A 14508-nucleotide genomic window follows, 5' to 3' on the forward strand; every position below is an offset into this window, starting at 1 on the left:
AGCCCTGTGAACTATGCGAGCTCGTCGGCAATAGCTGCGACCTGCTCGGCCGTTTCGCACGAATACACGCGAACGTCGCCCAGCGTACGCTTGACCAGGCCCGACAGCGTTTTGCCAGGGCCGACCTCAATAAACGTGTCGATGCCCTGATTCTGCAGAGTATGCAGCGTGTCGACCCAACGAACGGCATGACTCACCTGATTGGCCAAGACATCCGATGCCGCTCGCGGGTCCGCCGGATAGGGCGCCGCCGTCATGTTTGCCATGACCGGAATCAGCAGCGGTGACGGCGCGTGGCCGGCTTGGATATACGTCGCCAGCCCCTCAGTCGCCTCGGCCATATAGGGGCTATGGAATGCGCCCGACACCGCGACTTTCATAGCGCGGCCGCCAGCCTCTTTTACTAGGACGTCGAGCTCCTGCAGCGCCTCGGGCGCTCCGGCAACAACCGTCTGCTGCGGACTGTTGTAGTTGACCGGCCAGCAGTCCTCGCCGGCCTGTTTTGCCAGGTTCTCGACTTGCGCCGCATCGAGCTTGATGACGGCGCGCATGCCGCCCGGATGGCGCTCGGCAGCCGCGGCCATCAGCGCCGCGCGCTCGCACACGAGCTCAAAGCCCGCTCGCGTATCGAACGCCCCCGCAAAGGTGAGCGCGGCGACCTCGCCAAGCGAAAAACCCGCACAGGCGGCAGGTACCACGCCGCGCTCACGCAGGGCGGCAGCCGCTGCCAGATCGTGAACGAACACGCACGGCTGCGTGTTCTCGGTCTGCGAGAGTTCCTCCTTGGAGGCGCTTCGGCACTGCTCACTGGTCCCCGGGCGCACCTCGTCGACAATGGCGAACACCTCGGCAGCCGCCGGCGATGTCTCGATCAGGTCGACGCCCATCGCGGGATGCTGGGCACCCTGACCGGCAAACAGAAACGCTACGCCACCCATGCGGACGCACCCTTCAGGACATGCTCGGCGCCATCGACCAGATCGTCGACGATTTCGCGTGCGCTCTGGCGTTCGTTGACCATGCCGGCAATCTGTCCGCACAAAAACGAACCCTCTTCGTAATTTCCGTCCTTTGCGGCTTTACGAAGCGCGCCCGTGCCCATGGCCCCGAGCTCCTCGGGGCTTGCGCCCGCCGCCTCGTTCTTGGCATACGCGTTGGTGAAGGGGCTCTTGAGGGCGCGAACCGGATGTCCCGTCGAGCGACCGGTCGCACGCGTCGACGTATCGCCTGCCTTGAGCACCAGCTCTTTGTACTGTTCGGATACGGTGCACTCGTTTGCGACCAGAAAGCGTGTTCCCACCTGGACGCCAGCAGCGCCGAGCATAAAGGCGGCCGCCACACCACGGCCATCGGCCACGCCGCCCGCCGCCACCACAGGGATATCGACCGCATCGACAACCTGCGGCACCAATGCCATCGTCGAGGTCTCGCCAATATGGCCGCCTGATTCGGTGCCCTCGGCAACCACGGCAGTGGCTCCGCGACGCGCCACGAGACGCGCCAGCGCCACAGATGCAACAACCGGGATGACCTTGATGCCCGCCTCGTTCCACGCCTTCATGTACTTGGTGGGATTGCCGGCACCCGTCACGACGACCGGCACCCGCTCGTCAATCACGACCCGCGCGACCTCGTCGGCAAACGGGCTCATGAGCATAACGTTGACGCCAAAGGGCTTATCCGTCCTGGCGCGCAGCTCGTGAATCTGGTCGCGCAGCCAGTTAGCGTCGGCGTTCATGGCCGCGATAATCCCTAAGCCGCCCGCCTCGGACACGGCAGATGCCAGCGAGGCGTCGGCAATCCAGGCCATACCGCCCTGGAACACGGGCTTTTCGATGCCGAGTAGATCGCAGAGAGGAGACTTGAGCATCACTACTTCTCCAATGCCGCCTCGACCGTATCGGCGAACTCGCCGACCGTCTTGGGGTTCTCCTCGGTATCGAGCTGGATGCCAAACTCATCCTCGACGGCGACGAGGATCTCGACGGTGCCCAGGCTGTCGAGACCAATCTCCTCGAGCGTGGACTCGGGCTTCATCTCGACGTCGTCAAGGCCAGCGGTCTCGCGGATAACGTCGCAAACGCGCTCGAAGGTCTTCTGATCTGCCATGGTAGTTCTCCTTTGGTTGTGCCCTAGGGCGTTTTTATTTCCTATGTGCGACTACTTCCAACGAAGCAGATAGCCACCTATATCCAGACCGGCGCCAAATCCAACCAAGGCGATGGTGTCGCCCGCATTCAGTGCGTCGGTGCGTGCCAGTCGGTCAAGCGCAAGAGGAATGCAGGCGCTCGAAATGTTGCCGGTCTCGCGCAGCGTTCGAACCACGCGCTCGCCTGGCACACCGAGGCGCTTGACCGCCTGACTCAGGATTCGTTCGTTAGCCTGATGGAATACAAAATGGTCGATGTCTTCGACCGAAATGCCCGCATCGCTCGCAAGCTTATGGACCGTGTCGCAAATCGCGTTGACGCCGAACTTGAACACGCGGCGGCCATTCATGGACAGCACGCTCTCGCTATCTGCGGAGGCCTTAAACGGCGAGGTGCCGACCAGACCGGGAACGCACAACGTCTCGACGTCGGGCGCCGTCGAAAGCTCAACGGCAAGGGGGCTGTCTCCCCCAGCCTCAATCACCGCGGCGCCTGCCCCATCGCCAAAGAGCACACAGGTGGCGCGGTCGGTCCAGTCGAGCGCGCGCGTCATCTGCTCGGCGGCAACGACAAGCACATGCTTGGCTCGTCCTCGGGCGATATAGCCCTCGGCAACATCGAGCGCAAATACGAAGCCGGCGCAGGCAGCCGAGACATCGAAGGCAGGGCACGTCGCGCCCAGTCGCTCAGCAACGGCACACGCCTCGGCGGGAACAAGGTGGTCACCCGTCGTCGTCGAGCAGACGATCAAATCCAGCTGGCTCGCGTCGATTCCGGACACCTGGAGTGCCCGCTCGCTCGCCGCTACGGCAAGGTCGTCAAGTGACTCGGTGGTGCATACATGGCGGCTCTTGATACCTGTGCGGGTAAAAATCCACTCATCCGAGGTATCGAGGAACTCGGACAGCTCGTCATTGGAAACACTGCGCTTAGGAAGCGCCGAGCCTGTTCCAAGAATCGTGAAACCCATCACTAACCTCCTTTGAGTTGTTGACGTGTTTACATCGACCAAGAGAGGATAGCGCATTTCAGTCGTTGTTAACGTGTTAACATTAAATTGTCCAAATGCGACAAAGGCTTCACATTGTGTCTCTCTCGACACCATTGCGTTATTCACTTATTCATTAAGGAGGTAGCAGCCGTTATGGATGCCAAATTAACGATAGTCGACGTAACCGGATCGACCAACGATGACCTGCTCGAAGCAGGAAAACAGGGAGCGCCGCACGGCACAGGACTTGCCGCCCGGGCTCAGACAGCAGGACGCGGCCGGCGCGGCCACAAGTGGGATTCAACCGCCGGCAACCTATTGCTTTCGATTGTCCTGCGTCCATGCGTTAATCCTGCGAAGTACTCTGGTCTTGCTGCCGTCAGCGGCCTAGCGGTGCTCGAGGCGCTCGAAAAACAGGGTCTTGCAAACGAGATTGGCCTCAAATGGCCCAACGACTTGGTCGCTCGAGGGCGCAAACTTGGCGGCATCTTAGTCGAGGCAGCACGCGATAACGAAGGCAAACCCTTCGCCGTCTGCGGCATTGGCGTCAATGTGAACTATGTGCCCTCGGAGGTTCCCGATGGCGGGCTGGCGGCAATCGGCCTCTCGGATCTCAACAAGAATGTTCCCACGGTCGATACGCTGCTCGATGCGGTCTACCATGCGGTCGTTGAGGGTGTAGACACTTGGGAGAAGTGCCTTAATACAATGGAGAGTAGCGTCGGCCCGCTTGCGCCCATCCTCGATGATTATGTCGCCCACCTCAATTGGATTGGGAACCACGTAATTGCCCGCTCCCCCGCTGGAGAAGAGCTGGCGCGAGGAATATTCAGAACGGTCGACGATTATGGTCGCGCGAACATCGAGACGGAGGGCGGGCTCCGCGCATTCCACTTCGAAGAAGCATCCTTGCGCCCTTTGAGCGCATAGGGTGCCAAAGCCATCCTCTCAGCAGCATTATTCGCCTCTTAAAACCTAAGCTCAAAACAAAAGGGCCCCGCTACCGTAACGGCAGCGGGGCCCTTTAAGCTATGAGCGATATCGCTTAGAGCTTGATGTCGATGTCGACGCCAGCGGGGAGGTCGAGACGCATGAGCGAATCAACGGTGCCCGAGGTGGGGTCGAGGATGTCGATGAGACGCTTGTGGGTGCGCATCTCGAACTGCTCACGGGAGTCCTTGTTCACGTGCGGCGAGCGGATAACCGTGTACAGGTTGCGCTCGGTGGGCAGGGGGACAGGACCGGAAACGCGAGCGCCGGTCTTCTGAGCGGTCTCGACGATGAGCTTCGCGGACTGATCGACGACCTCGTGATCATAGCCCTTGAGGCGAATGCGGATCTTCTGGGTAGCCAACTTAAACCTCCAAAGAGTGCGAGAGATGCTCTCGCGGATTACGTAACAGGGAGCTCGAACTTAGGCGTTCTTGCTCATGACCTCGTCCACGATGGACTTGGGCGCGGGCTCATAAGAGTCGAACTGCATCGTGTAGGATGCACGGCCCTGGGTCTGGGAGCGAAGGTCGGTAGCGTAACCGAACATCTCGCCCAGCGGCACCTTGGCACGGATGAGCTTGCTGTTCTTGCGATCCTCCATGCCCTCGATCTTGCCGCGGCGACCGGAGAGGTTGCCCATAACGTCGCCCATGTACTGCTCGGGGGTCTCGACCTCGACAGCCATGATCGGCTCGAGCAGCTGCGGATCGGACTTCTTGAGGGCGTCCTTGATAGCCATGGAACCGGCGATCTTAAAGGCGGCCTCGGAGGAGTCGACCTCGTGGTAAGAACCGTCGAACAGGGTGACCTTAACGTCGAGGACCGGGAAGCCGGCGATAACACCGGTGTTCAGGGCCTCCTGGATGCCCTTGTCGATGGACGGGATGTACTCCTTGGGCACGACGCCGCCGACGATAGCGTTGACGAACTCGTAGCCGAAGCCCTCCTCCATCTTCTCGAGCTTGATGACGGCGTGGCCGTACTGACCGCGACCACCGGACTGACGGACGAACTTGCCCTCAGCCTTCTCGACGTCGTGACCAGCGGTCTCGCGGTAGGCAACCTGGGGCTTACCAACGTTAGCGTCAACCTTGAACTCACGGAGCAGACGGTCGACGATGATCTCGAGGTGCAGCTCGCCCATGCCGGCGATGATGGTCTGGCCGGTCTCGTGGTTGGTGGACACCTGGAAGGTCGGGTCCTCCTCGGCGAGCTTGGTCAGAGCCAGGGACATCTTGTCCTGCTCGGCCTTGGTCTTGGGCTCAATGGCAACGTCGATAACGGGCTTAGCGAACTCGATCTTCTCGAGGACGATCTCCTTGCCCTCGGCGCACAGGGTGTCACCAGTGGTGGAGTTCTTGAAGCCGACGCAAGCGACGATGTCGCCGGCGGCAGCGTCGTCACGGTCGATACGCTCGGCGGCGTTCATCTCGAGAATGCGGCCGAGGCGCTCGCGCTGACCGTTGGAAGCGTTGACCACGTAGGAGCCGGACTCAGCGCGGCCGGAGTAAACGCGGACGTAGGTGAGCTTACCGACGAACGGGTCGGTCATGATCTTGAAGACCAGGCCGGAGAAGGGCTCGTCGAAGGAAGGATGACGCTGGATCTCCTCGCCGGTGTCCGGATCGGTACCGGTGACGGCCTCAACGTCGAGCGGGCTGGGCAGGTAGTCGACGACAGCGTCGAGCAGCTCCTGGACGCCCTTGTTCTTGTAGGCGGAGCCCACGAAGACGAGGTTGAGCTCGTTGGCCAGAACGCCCTTACGCAGAGCAGCCTTGAGCTCCTCGACGGTGAAGTCCTCCTCCATGAGGATCTTCTCCATGAGCTCGTCGTCAAAGCTGGCAGCAGCGTCGAGGAGCTCCTCGCGCTTGGTGGCAGCGATGTCGGCGAACTCAGCCGGGATCTCGTCCATCGGCTCGGGGTAGGTCATGCCCTTCTCGTCGGCCTTGAAGTCCCATGCGGTCATGGTGACCAGGTCGATGACGCCCCAGAAGTTGTCCTCGGCGCCCATCGGGACCTGAGCGGCCACGGCGTTAGCGTCGAGACGATCCTTCATGGTCTCGATAGCGTTGAAGAAGTCAGCGCCCACGCGGTCATACTTGTTGATGAAGGCGATGCGGGGAACGTTGAAGGTAGAAGCCTGACGCCAAACGGTCTCAGACTGAGGCTGAACGCCGGCAACGGCGTCGAAGACGGCGACAGCGCCATCGAGGACGCGCAGGCAGCGCTCGACCTCGGCGGTGAAGTCAACGTGGCCCGGGGTGTCGATGATCTGGATGCGGTAGTCCTTGCCGTCCTTGTTCCAGAAGCAGGTGGTAGCAGCGGAGGTAATGGTTACGCCGCGCTCCTGCTCCTGAACCATCCAGTCCATGGTGGCAGCGCCCTCATGGACCTCACCGATCTTGTGGGTCTTACCGGTGTAGTAAAGAATACGCTCGGTCGTGGTGGTCTTACCGGCATCGATGTGAGCCATGATGCCGATGTTACGGGTATCGGAAAGCTTGTACTTAGGCTTAGCCATGTTAGTTCCTTACCTTAACTTACCAACGATAGTGAGAGAACGCGCGGTTGGCCTCGGCCATCTTGAAGACGTCCTCACGCTTCTTGACGGAAGCGCCCAGGCCGTTGGAGGCGTCGAGGATCTCGTTGGCGAGACGCTCGGCCATGGTCTTCTCCTTGCGAGCGCGGGAGAAGTTGACGATCCAGCGGATACCCAGAGCGGTGGAACGACGGGAGTTGACCTCCATCGGGACCTGATAGGTAGCGCCACCGACACGCTTGGGCTTAACCTCGAGCGTGGGCTTGACGTTGTCCATAGCCTTCTTGAAGGTAGCGAGAGCGTCGCCACCCTCGGACTTCTCGGCAACGATCTCGAAAGCGGTGTAAACGATGCGCTCAGCGGTGGCCTTCTTGCCGTCAAGAAGGACCTTGTTGATGAGCTGAGTCACCAGGCGGTTGTTGTAAACGGCGTCAGGCTGAACCTCACGACGATTAGCTGCTGCACGACGCGGCATGTGAAATCTCCTTAAGTGTCTACCGTGCGGCGCTTAGGCGGCACACGGCGAAAGTATCAAAACGTTATCTGGCTTATTTAGCCTTGGGGCGCTTAGCACCGTACTTGGAACGGGCCTGCATACGGTTCTGGACCGGAGCAGCGTCGTAGGCGCCACGGATGACGTGATAACGGACACCAGGGAGGTCACGGACACGACCGCCGCGGACGAGCACGATGGAGTGCTCCTGCAGGTTGTGGCCCTCACCCGGGATGTAAGCAGTAACTTCGATGCCGTTGACAAGGCGAACACGGGCAACCTTACGAAGAGCCGAGTTCGGCTTCTTGGGGCTCGTGGTGAAGACGCGGGTGCACACGCCGCGCTTCTGGGAGTTGTGCTGCAGAGCAGCGTTCTTGGACTTCTTGGGCACGGAACGACGGCCCTGGCGAACCAGCTGGTTAATAGTAGGCAAAGCGTACTCCTTCTCGAATGATTCCAGCTTTCTGTAAAGTGCAACGGCTTGAATCGAGGGGTCAGCATCCCCCTACGAAACACGCAGTTCGATAGGATACGTGGCGTTAGCTGTGCCGTCAACAGACCACGCCGCCGGGCGTATCCCAAAATTGGCACATTTCCGCAAAGCCTACACAAAAGGAATCCCCTCCTGTGCGCGCTGGCGGATCCCCGGCCCGGGCGGCCCGCTGTTTAAGTTTGCTGCTCTACAGTCCTGCGCAAGACGGAAAGCACATTAAGTGCTTTCCTTTGCGTGCGGAACTCGCGACAAACTTAAACAGCGGGCCGCCCGGGCCGGGGATCCGACGTGCTCGTCGGGGCAACGTTCCCTACTAAAAAGGGGGCAAGTCTATACCTGCCAAAAAGGGACAGGTTTATTTTGGTCGGTTTTATCTGGGAAAACGCCGCTCTTCACGGTGATCCGCATCCATTTGCCACGTTCTTCAGAGAATCAGACAAATAGCGTTCAATCTAACCGTCCATATAACGCAAAATAGGCCGCTTTCCCTCTTGGGAAGCGGCCTAGACCTTACGAATAGACGATGGTAAAGGGTACTTTCGTTTCGGTCTCCCCCGTTGATGTGTACCTCGCGCCCTCGAGGGTTACCGAGACCACTTGATCGACATCAATCAACTTCGTTGGCACCCAAATGTTCTCTCCGCTATTGCGTGCCATCGAAACATAGAAATTGTACGCCCCTGCGTCGTCATCTTCGATAATCTGCTCCGATCCATCCTTGTAGCTGACGGTCAGTTTATGATCAACTGCTTCATAGCCCAGATCATCGATGTGCGTCTGGATGGAAAACGGGCTGATCTCGAGAGGCGAGTCGTCGGAGCGGAGCTCCTTTGTATCGACGTGCGCTCCGACGTTAAACTCTGGCGTCGATACCTCGATCACCTTCGCATCCTCACCTTTGCCCTCCGTCCAACTGATATTCCAGGTGACCGCATGTCGTAAATCTCGATCGCGATTCCAAGATGCAAAGTACATCGTGCCGTTAATGACCGTGTCGCTTGATGTGTCTTTATCAATGGTGCAGCGTGTATCAGCCCATTCCTCGCCGAAGTTCATGCTGGGTGTACTGACGCCCCCTTCTTCTTCACCATAGAGAACAAGTTCGCCAAGCTCTGCCGCCGGCTTGTAGTAGTTAACGCCATTCGGATTGGACAATGTAAACGTCACAGCACCGCAACCGTTCTCGTCGATTGCCATCTCATGAATGTCGAGCGTATAGCCGTTGCCCTCGACGGACAGATTGACCTTCTGGACTGCACCCTCCAGGCTTTGGGGCGCGATACCATCACCAAACTCTCTGGTGTAGGTATATTTCGTCCCCGACGAGCCGCCATTTGTCCAGGTAACGGACTCTCCGTTGCCATGGTTTCCCCAGGCAGAGGCAAAATAACTGGAATTGACAACAGCGTAGGCGACCCCTCCGGTCGCCAGCACTCCGGCAAGACATCCGATTACGGCAACATACAGAGGCTTCGCGTGACCCTTTCGGCGAAGCGGCTCGCCAGCAGCGGCATAAAGAACACGGTCAGCAAGATCGCTATCGGCTTGGACGGACTCGAAGGCCTGCTTGATCTGGTTGGATTTCACGGTCGCCCTCCTCTAGGATGAACTTGAGCTTCGATCTGCCGCGAGCTAAACGCGTTCGAACGGTCGCGGCTGGCACATGCAGTAACTCGGCAATTTCTGAAGTCGAGAAGCCCAGATAGTAATAGAGCACGATAGGAATACGGAATCGCTCCGGAAGTCGCATAACGTCTGACAGGACCGCCTTGGTCTCCTCCTGCGCCGTCGAAAGCGAATCGGCCAGATTCTCAATATCCTCCACGCGCCTCCACGGCTTTCGAAAGAGAGATTTACATTCATTGATCGTGACCCGGATAAGCCATCGACGAAGATGCTCCCAGTTTTCAAATTGCGCGTCGCTTTTGAGCAACTTAAGAAAGACGTCTTGAGCGACATCGTCGGCGTCAGCGCGATCACGCAGATACGTCAATGCGATCCGAAACACGACATCCCGGTGGTCTTCGACCGCCTGTCTAAAAGCTTGTTCTTCCATAATCACCTCCCGGTGACATTAATGGTTCTCGATGAGGCCCTCACCATAGATACGCTCTTGTCGGGCGAAATGTTTCAAATTCAAGCATGAAAAACCGACCAAAATAAACCTATCCCTTTTTGGCAAGGGATCAACGGAACGCAACAGGTTGAGCATACGCAAGCGAGCGGCCCCCAGAGCGTACAAGGTGGCATGAAAAAGGCAGAGCATTGACCTTTTGGTCATGCCCTGCCTTTTGAATGACAGATTGTAGCTCTGGGGGCCGCGCAGCGACGGAGGTCGCCGCCGTTCGTTAGAACGGCGGAACTAATTACTCCTCGTCGTTGTCCTTGGCCTCTTCGGCGTCGTCGGTGTCCACGAGCTGGTTGAGCAGCTCGTCGAGGGAAGCCATGTCCTCGTTGATGGCACCGTTGGCGGGAGCCTTCTTGTCGTCGATCGGGGCGCCCAGGAGCTCCTCGTCGGCGTCGGTGTGATGCGTCGGCGTGGCGGAGGTGCCCAGCAGGATGTCGTCCGGACCGTCGGGGCTAAAGACCATCTGCAGCAGCTGCGAGAGGTCTTCCTCATCGGCAACGTCGTCGTTGTTCTCGAGGATGTAGAGCAGGTCGTGGGCCTCCAGGCCGTCACGGAGCTCCTCGATCGCCTTGGCACCGATGCCATCGATGCGCAGCAGATCCTCCTCGGACTTGCCGACCAGGTCGCCGACCGTCTCGATGCCGACCTCGCTGAACTTGTTGGTCCAGCGCTGCGACACGCCCAGGTCGTCGAACAGGTACAGGCGAGCCTTCTCGGCGGAGATGGTATGGCCGTTGCGGGTGAACGAACCGTCAGCACCACCGAACTCATCGTAGCCGGCCCAGTCGAGCTGCTGCGGGAGCTGCTCGTCCAGGTCCTTGAGCTCCACAGGGGCCCACTCAGGCAGCGACTTGGCGTTGGGCGAAGCCGGGCCGTCGATGTCCACGTAGCCGTCGGCCGTGCGATACGTCAGCTTGGCGTTGGCATACGGTTTGAGGCCGGTACCAGCCGGGATCTTCTTACCGACGATGACGTTGGACTTAAGGTCGAGCAGGTGGTCGACCTTGCCCTCGATGGCAGCCTCGGTAAGGACGCCGGCGGTACGGATGAACGAAGCGCTCGACAGCCAGGAGTCGATGTTGGACGCGACCTTGAGCGTACCCAGGATGACGGGCTCGGCCACGGGAGCCTGACCGCCCAGACGGGCAACGCGCTCGACCTCGTCAGCGAACTCGTAGCGGTCGACGTACTGACCAAGCAGGTACTTGGAGTCGCCGGGGTTGGTGATCTGAACGCGACGCAGCATCTGACGTGCGAGCACCTCGATGTGCTTGTCGTTCAGGTCGACGCCCTGGCTGGTGTAAACGTCCTTGACGCTCTCGACGAAGGTGTGCATCGTCGACTCGATGTCGGTCAGCTTGCGCAGGTTGCGGAAGTTGACGAAGCCCTTGGTGATCTGGTCGCCAGCGCGAACCTCGCAGCCGTCCTCGATCTCGGGCATAAAGCGCACCGAAGCGGGGACGCGACGCTCGTCGAGGACACGGGTGTGATCCTCGGAGTCGGTGAGCGTCAACACGTACTCGGACTTCTCGGGCTTAATCGAGAGGTGGCCGGAGTACGGAGCCAGCTCGGCCTCGCGACCCAGAATCTTCTCGTTGACGTTGCCGACGATATCGAACATACGGCTGACCGTAGGCAGACCCTGCGTAATATCGTCGACGCCAGCGACGCCGCCGGAGTGAATGGTACGCATCGTAAGCTGCGTACCGGGCTCGCCGATGGACTGGGCGGCAATAATGCCGACGGCAGTACCGATGGCGACCGGACGACGGGTGGAAAGATCCCAGCCGTAGCACTTCTGGCACACGCCGTACTTGGAGCGGCAGGTGAGCAGTGCGCGAAGCTTGACCTTCTTAAGGCCGGCATCGACCATCTTCTGGATGTCAGCGACCTTCTCGATGTAGCCGTCCTGCTCAAAGAGCACGGTGCCATCGGGAGCCACGACGTCCTCGATGAAGCAACGGCCGACGAGGTCGGTGTTGAGGTCGGTGGTGCCGGGGATGATGAGGTTGTAGGTGACGCCCTCGTGCGTACCGCAGTCCTCCTCGCGGACGATGACGTCCTGGGCCACGTCGACCAGACGACGGGTCAGGTAACCAGAGTCCGAGGTGTGGGATGCGGTATCGACCAGGCCCTTACGGGCGCCGTAGGTCGAAATGAAGTACTCGAGCGGCAGCAGGCCCTCGCGGAAGTTCGCCTTAATGGGAAGGTCGATCGTCTCGCCGGACATGTCTGCCATCAGGCCACGCATGCCGCCGAGCTGACGCAGCTGGGTCTTAGAACCACGGGCGCCGGAGTCGGCCATCATGTAGAGCGGGTTCTCCTCGTCGAACAAGTCGAGCATGAGCGCTGCGACCTTGTCGGTACAAGCGGTCCACTCGTTAACGACTTCGATGTGGCGCTCCGTCTCGTTGATGAAGCCCTCCTCGAAGTACTTGTTGATCTGGTCGACGTTGGTCTGGGCGCGGTCGAGCAGCTCCTGCTTCTCGGCAGGGATGAGAGCGTCCCACACCGAGATGGTGAGGCCGGCGCGGGTAGCGTAGTGGAAGCCGGAGTACTTGATGGCGTCGAGGATCGGACCGACCTTGGCCTCGGGATAGCGATCGCAGCAGTCCGCAACCAGCTTGGCCACATCGCCCTTGACCATCTTGTAGTTCATGAACTCGTAGTCTTCGGGCAGGCACTGGCGGTTGAAGATGATGCGGCCGATGGAGGTCTCGAAGCGCGCGGTCTTGTTGCCGGTGACGTCGTAGTCGACGAACTCATTCTTGCCGTTCTTGACGCGGAAGATACGGGTGCCGTCCTCGTTGATGACATTGGCGTCGGCAGCGGACACGCGGACCTGAATCTTGGCCTGCATGTCGACCTCGGAGCGGCAGTCATAGGCGTGCAGCGCGTCGTCGAAGCTGGCGAACACGTGGTTCTCGCCCGGCAGACCGTCGCGGACCTGGGTGAGGTAGTACACACCGATGATCATGTCCTGTGAGGGGATGTTGACCGGCTTGCCGGATGCCGGCGAGCGCAGGTTGTTCGCAGAGAGCATAAGCACGCGAGCCTCGGCCTGAGCCTGGCTGGACAGCGGCACGTGGACAGACATCTGGTCGCCGTCGAAGTCGGCGTTGAAGGGCGAGCAGACCAGCGGGTGCAGGTGGATAGCCTTGCCCTCGACCAGCACCGGCTCAAAGGCCTGAATGGACAGACGGTGCAGGGTCGGTGCGCGGTTGAGCAGCACGACGCGGCCGTCGATGACCTCTTCGAGGATATCCCACACAAAGGTGGCACCGCGGTCGATAGCGCGCTTGGCACCCTTGATGTTCTCGACCTTGCCAAGCTCGACCAGGCGCTTCATGACGAAGGGCTTGAAGAGCTCCAGCGCCATGGTCTTGGGCAGACCGCACTGGTGCAGCAGCAGCTTGGGGTCGGTAACGATAACCGAACGGCCGGAGTAGTCGACACGCTTACCCAGCAGGTTCTGACGGAAACGGCCCTGCTTGCCCTTGAGGGCCTCGGCGAGCGACTTGAGCGGGCGACCGCCACGGCCAGAGACCGGGCGACCACGACGGCCGTTGTCGAACAGGGCGTCCACGGACTCCTGGAGCATGCGCTTCTCGTTGTTCACGATGATCGCAGGGGCGTCCAGGTCGAGCAGGCGCTTGAGTCGGTTGTTACGGTTGATCACGCGACGATACAGGTCGTTGAGGTCGGATGCGGCGAAGCGGCCGCCGTCGAGCTGGACCATCGGGCGCAGATCGGGCGGAATGACCGGGATGACGTCCAGGATCATGTTCGCGGGGCTGTTGCCACCCTTCAGGAAGGCGTCAACGACCTCAAGGCGCTTGACGGCCTTCTCGCGCTTCTGCTTCTGGGAATCCTCGTCGGCGATGATGGCCTTGAGCTTCTCGGCCTCGGAGGGGAGGTCGATGGCAGCGAGCAGGTCGCGGACGGCCTCGGCACCCATGCCACCCTTGAAGTACATGGAGTAGTAACGGGTCATCTCGCGGAACAGCGGCTCATCGGAGATGAGGTCGCGCTCGGTGAGCTTCATGAAGGCGTTGAAGGCGTCCGTGCGGAGCTGCTTCTCGTCCTTGCACTCTTCCTCGATGTCGACGATGCCAGAGGCGATCTCCTCGGGGGTCAGCGGCTCCTCGTCGGAGAACTCGTCAAAGTTCTCGGGGTCGCCCTGCTCCTTGAGGGACTCGATCTGGCGGGCGCACTCGGCATCGATCTCTTCCAGATCGGCGGCGAGCTCCTCGCGCAGGTCGTCAGCGTCGGCCTCGCGAGCCTCGTAGTCAACCTCGGTGATGATGTAGCTGGCAAAGTACAGAACCTTCTCGAGGTCCTTGGACTTGATGTCGAGCATACGGCTCATCGGGAAGCTCGTGGGGCTCTTGAAGTACCAGATGTGGGACACGGGAGCGGCGAGCTCGATGTGGCCCATGCGGTCGCGACGCACCTTGGCCGAGGTGACCTCGACGCCGCAGCGCTCGCAGACGATGCCCTTAAAGCGGATGCCCTTGTACTTGCCGCAGGAGCACTCCCAGTCCTTGGCGGGACCGAAGATCTTCTCGCAGAACAGGCCGTCCTTCTCGGGCTTGAGGGTACGGTAATTGATGGTCTCCGGCTTCTTGACCTCACCGTGCGACCAGGAACGGATCTGGTCGGCGGAGGCAAGGGAGATCTTTACCGAGTCAAAATCAGTAGCTTCGAAATCTGCCACAGTC

12 protein-coding genes are annotated in these 14508 nt (G+C 60.2%); 1 reads left to right on the top strand and 11 read right to left on the bottom strand.

The window, feature by feature from the left end:
• Nucleotides 1-11: 11 nt before the first annotated feature.
• Genes DW151_RS04810 through DW151_RS04825 form a run of 4 tightly spaced genes read right to left on the bottom strand, consistent with a single transcriptional unit; the run spans nt 12 to nt 3120 of the window.
• Entirely contained in the window at nt 12-938 is a 927-nt protein-coding gene (locus tag DW151_RS04810) for an ACP S-malonyltransferase (protein WP_118334721.1), read from the bottom strand.
• Complete coding sequence (fabK, locus tag DW151_RS04815; RefSeq protein ID WP_118334723.1) at nt 926-1870, bottom strand: enoyl-[acyl-carrier-protein] reductase FabK; 945 nt, start codon at nt 1868-1870, stop codon at nt 926-928. The genes DW151_RS04810 and fabK overlap by 13 nt, the downstream gene beginning before the upstream one ends.
• Nucleotides 1871-1872: 2 nt before the next feature.
• Nucleotides 1873-2109 carry an acyl carrier protein gene (locus DW151_RS04820; RefSeq protein ID WP_006235019.1) on the bottom strand — a complete coding sequence of 79 codons (237 nt, stop codon included), beginning with the start codon at nt 2107-2109 and terminating at the stop codon, nt 1873-1875.
• A gap of 51 nt (nt 2110-2160) precedes the next feature.
• A complete protein-coding gene (locus DW151_RS04825; RefSeq protein WP_118334724.1) occupies nt 2161-3120 on the bottom strand; it encodes a 3-oxoacyl-ACP synthase III family protein in 960 nt (319 codons plus the stop codon).
• Nucleotides 3121-3294: 174 nt separating this feature from the next.
• Here DW151_RS04825 and DW151_RS04830 point away from each other — a divergent pair, with 174 nt between their 5' ends.
• Nucleotides 3295-4071 (top strand): biotin--[acetyl-CoA-carboxylase] ligase, encoded by a 777-nt coding sequence (locus tag DW151_RS04830; RefSeq protein ID WP_118334726.1) that lies wholly within the window; start codon nt 3295-3297, stop codon nt 4069-4071.
• 115 nt (nt 4072-4186) lie between these two features.
• Here DW151_RS04830 and rpsJ read toward each other — a convergent pair whose 3' ends face one another.
• The 7 genes from rpsJ to DW151_RS04870 all read right to left on the bottom strand — a co-directional run bounded on the left by rpsJ (nt 4187) and on the right by DW151_RS04870 (nt 14504).
• Nucleotides 4187-4495, bottom strand: coding sequence for a 30S ribosomal protein S10 (gene rpsJ, locus DW151_RS04835; RefSeq protein WP_022094184.1), 309 nt, complete (start codon nt 4493-4495; stop codon nt 4187-4189).
• Nucleotides 4496-4555: 60 nt separating this feature from the next.
• Nucleotides 4556-6655, bottom strand: a complete 2100-nt coding sequence (gene fusA, locus DW151_RS04840) for an elongation factor G (protein ID WP_022094183.1) — start codon at nt 6653-6655, stop codon at nt 4556-4558.
• Nucleotides 6656-6674: 19 nt separating this feature from the next.
• Nucleotides 6675-7148 (bottom strand): 30S ribosomal protein S7, encoded by a 474-nt coding sequence (rpsG, locus tag DW151_RS04845; RefSeq protein ID WP_006235013.1) that lies wholly within the window; start codon nt 7146-7148, stop codon nt 6675-6677.
• A 73-nt stretch (nt 7149-7221) separates the two neighbouring features.
• The gene (rpsL, locus tag DW151_RS04850) at nt 7222-7599 is read right to left on the bottom strand and encodes a 30S ribosomal protein S12 (RefSeq protein WP_006235012.1); all 378 of its coding nucleotides are present in this window, start codon (nt 7597-7599) and stop codon (nt 7222-7224) included.
• Nucleotides 7600-8169: 570 nt separating this feature from the next.
• A complete protein-coding gene (locus tag DW151_RS04855) occupies nt 8170-9246 on the bottom strand; it encodes a DUF4179 domain-containing protein (protein WP_118334728.1) in 1077 nt (358 codons plus the stop codon).
• Complete coding sequence (locus DW151_RS04860) at nt 9197-9715, bottom strand: RNA polymerase sigma factor (RefSeq protein ID WP_187364957.1); 519 nt, start codon at nt 9713-9715, stop codon at nt 9197-9199. Before DW151_RS04860 ends, DW151_RS04855 begins: the two co-directional genes overlap by 50 nt.
• 310 nt (nt 9716-10025) lie before the next feature.
• Nucleotides 10026-14504: a DNA-directed RNA polymerase subunit beta' gene (locus DW151_RS04870; RefSeq protein WP_199579893.1), complete on the bottom strand. Its 4479-nt coding sequence runs from the start codon at nt 14502-14504 to the stop codon at nt 10026-10028.
• Between the last annotated feature and the right edge of the window lie 4 nt (nt 14505-14508).

This window comes from Collinsella sp. AM13-34 (assembly GCF_003473055.1).
Classification (GTDB): domain Bacteria; phylum Actinomycetota; class Coriobacteriia; order Coriobacteriales; family Coriobacteriaceae; genus Collinsella.

Excerpts from the sequence above, each read along its gene's own strand:
- rpsG (WP_006235013.1), bottom strand. The coding sequence starts at position 7,148 with ATGCCGCGTCGTGCAGCAGCTAATCGTCGTGAGGTTCAGCCTGACGCC.
- DW151_RS04810 (WP_118334721.1), bottom strand. The coding sequence starts at position 938 with ATGGGTGGCGTAGCGTTTCTGTTTGCCGGTCAGGGTGCCCAGCATCCC.
- DW151_RS04830 (WP_118334726.1), top strand. The coding sequence starts at position 3,295 with ATGGATGCCAAATTAACGATAGTCGACGTAACCGGATCGACCAACGAT.
- fabK (WP_118334723.1), bottom strand. The coding sequence starts at position 1,870 with ATGCTCAAGTCTCCTCTCTGCGATCTACTCGGCATCGAAAAGCCCGTG.
- DW151_RS04860 (WP_187364957.1), bottom strand. The coding sequence starts at position 9,715 with ATGGAAGAACAAGCTTTTAGACAGGCGGTCGAAGACCACCGGGATGTC.
- DW151_RS04820 (WP_006235019.1), bottom strand. The coding sequence starts at position 2,109 with ATGGCAGATCAGAAGACCTTCGAGCGCGTTTGCGACGTTATCCGCGAG.
- fusA (WP_022094183.1), bottom strand. The coding sequence starts at position 6,655 with ATGGCTAAGCCTAAGTACAAGCTTTCCGATACCCGTAACATCGGCATC.
- DW151_RS04825 (WP_118334724.1), bottom strand. The coding sequence starts at position 3,120 with ATGGGTTTCACGATTCTTGGAACAGGCTCGGCGCTTCCTAAGCGCAGT.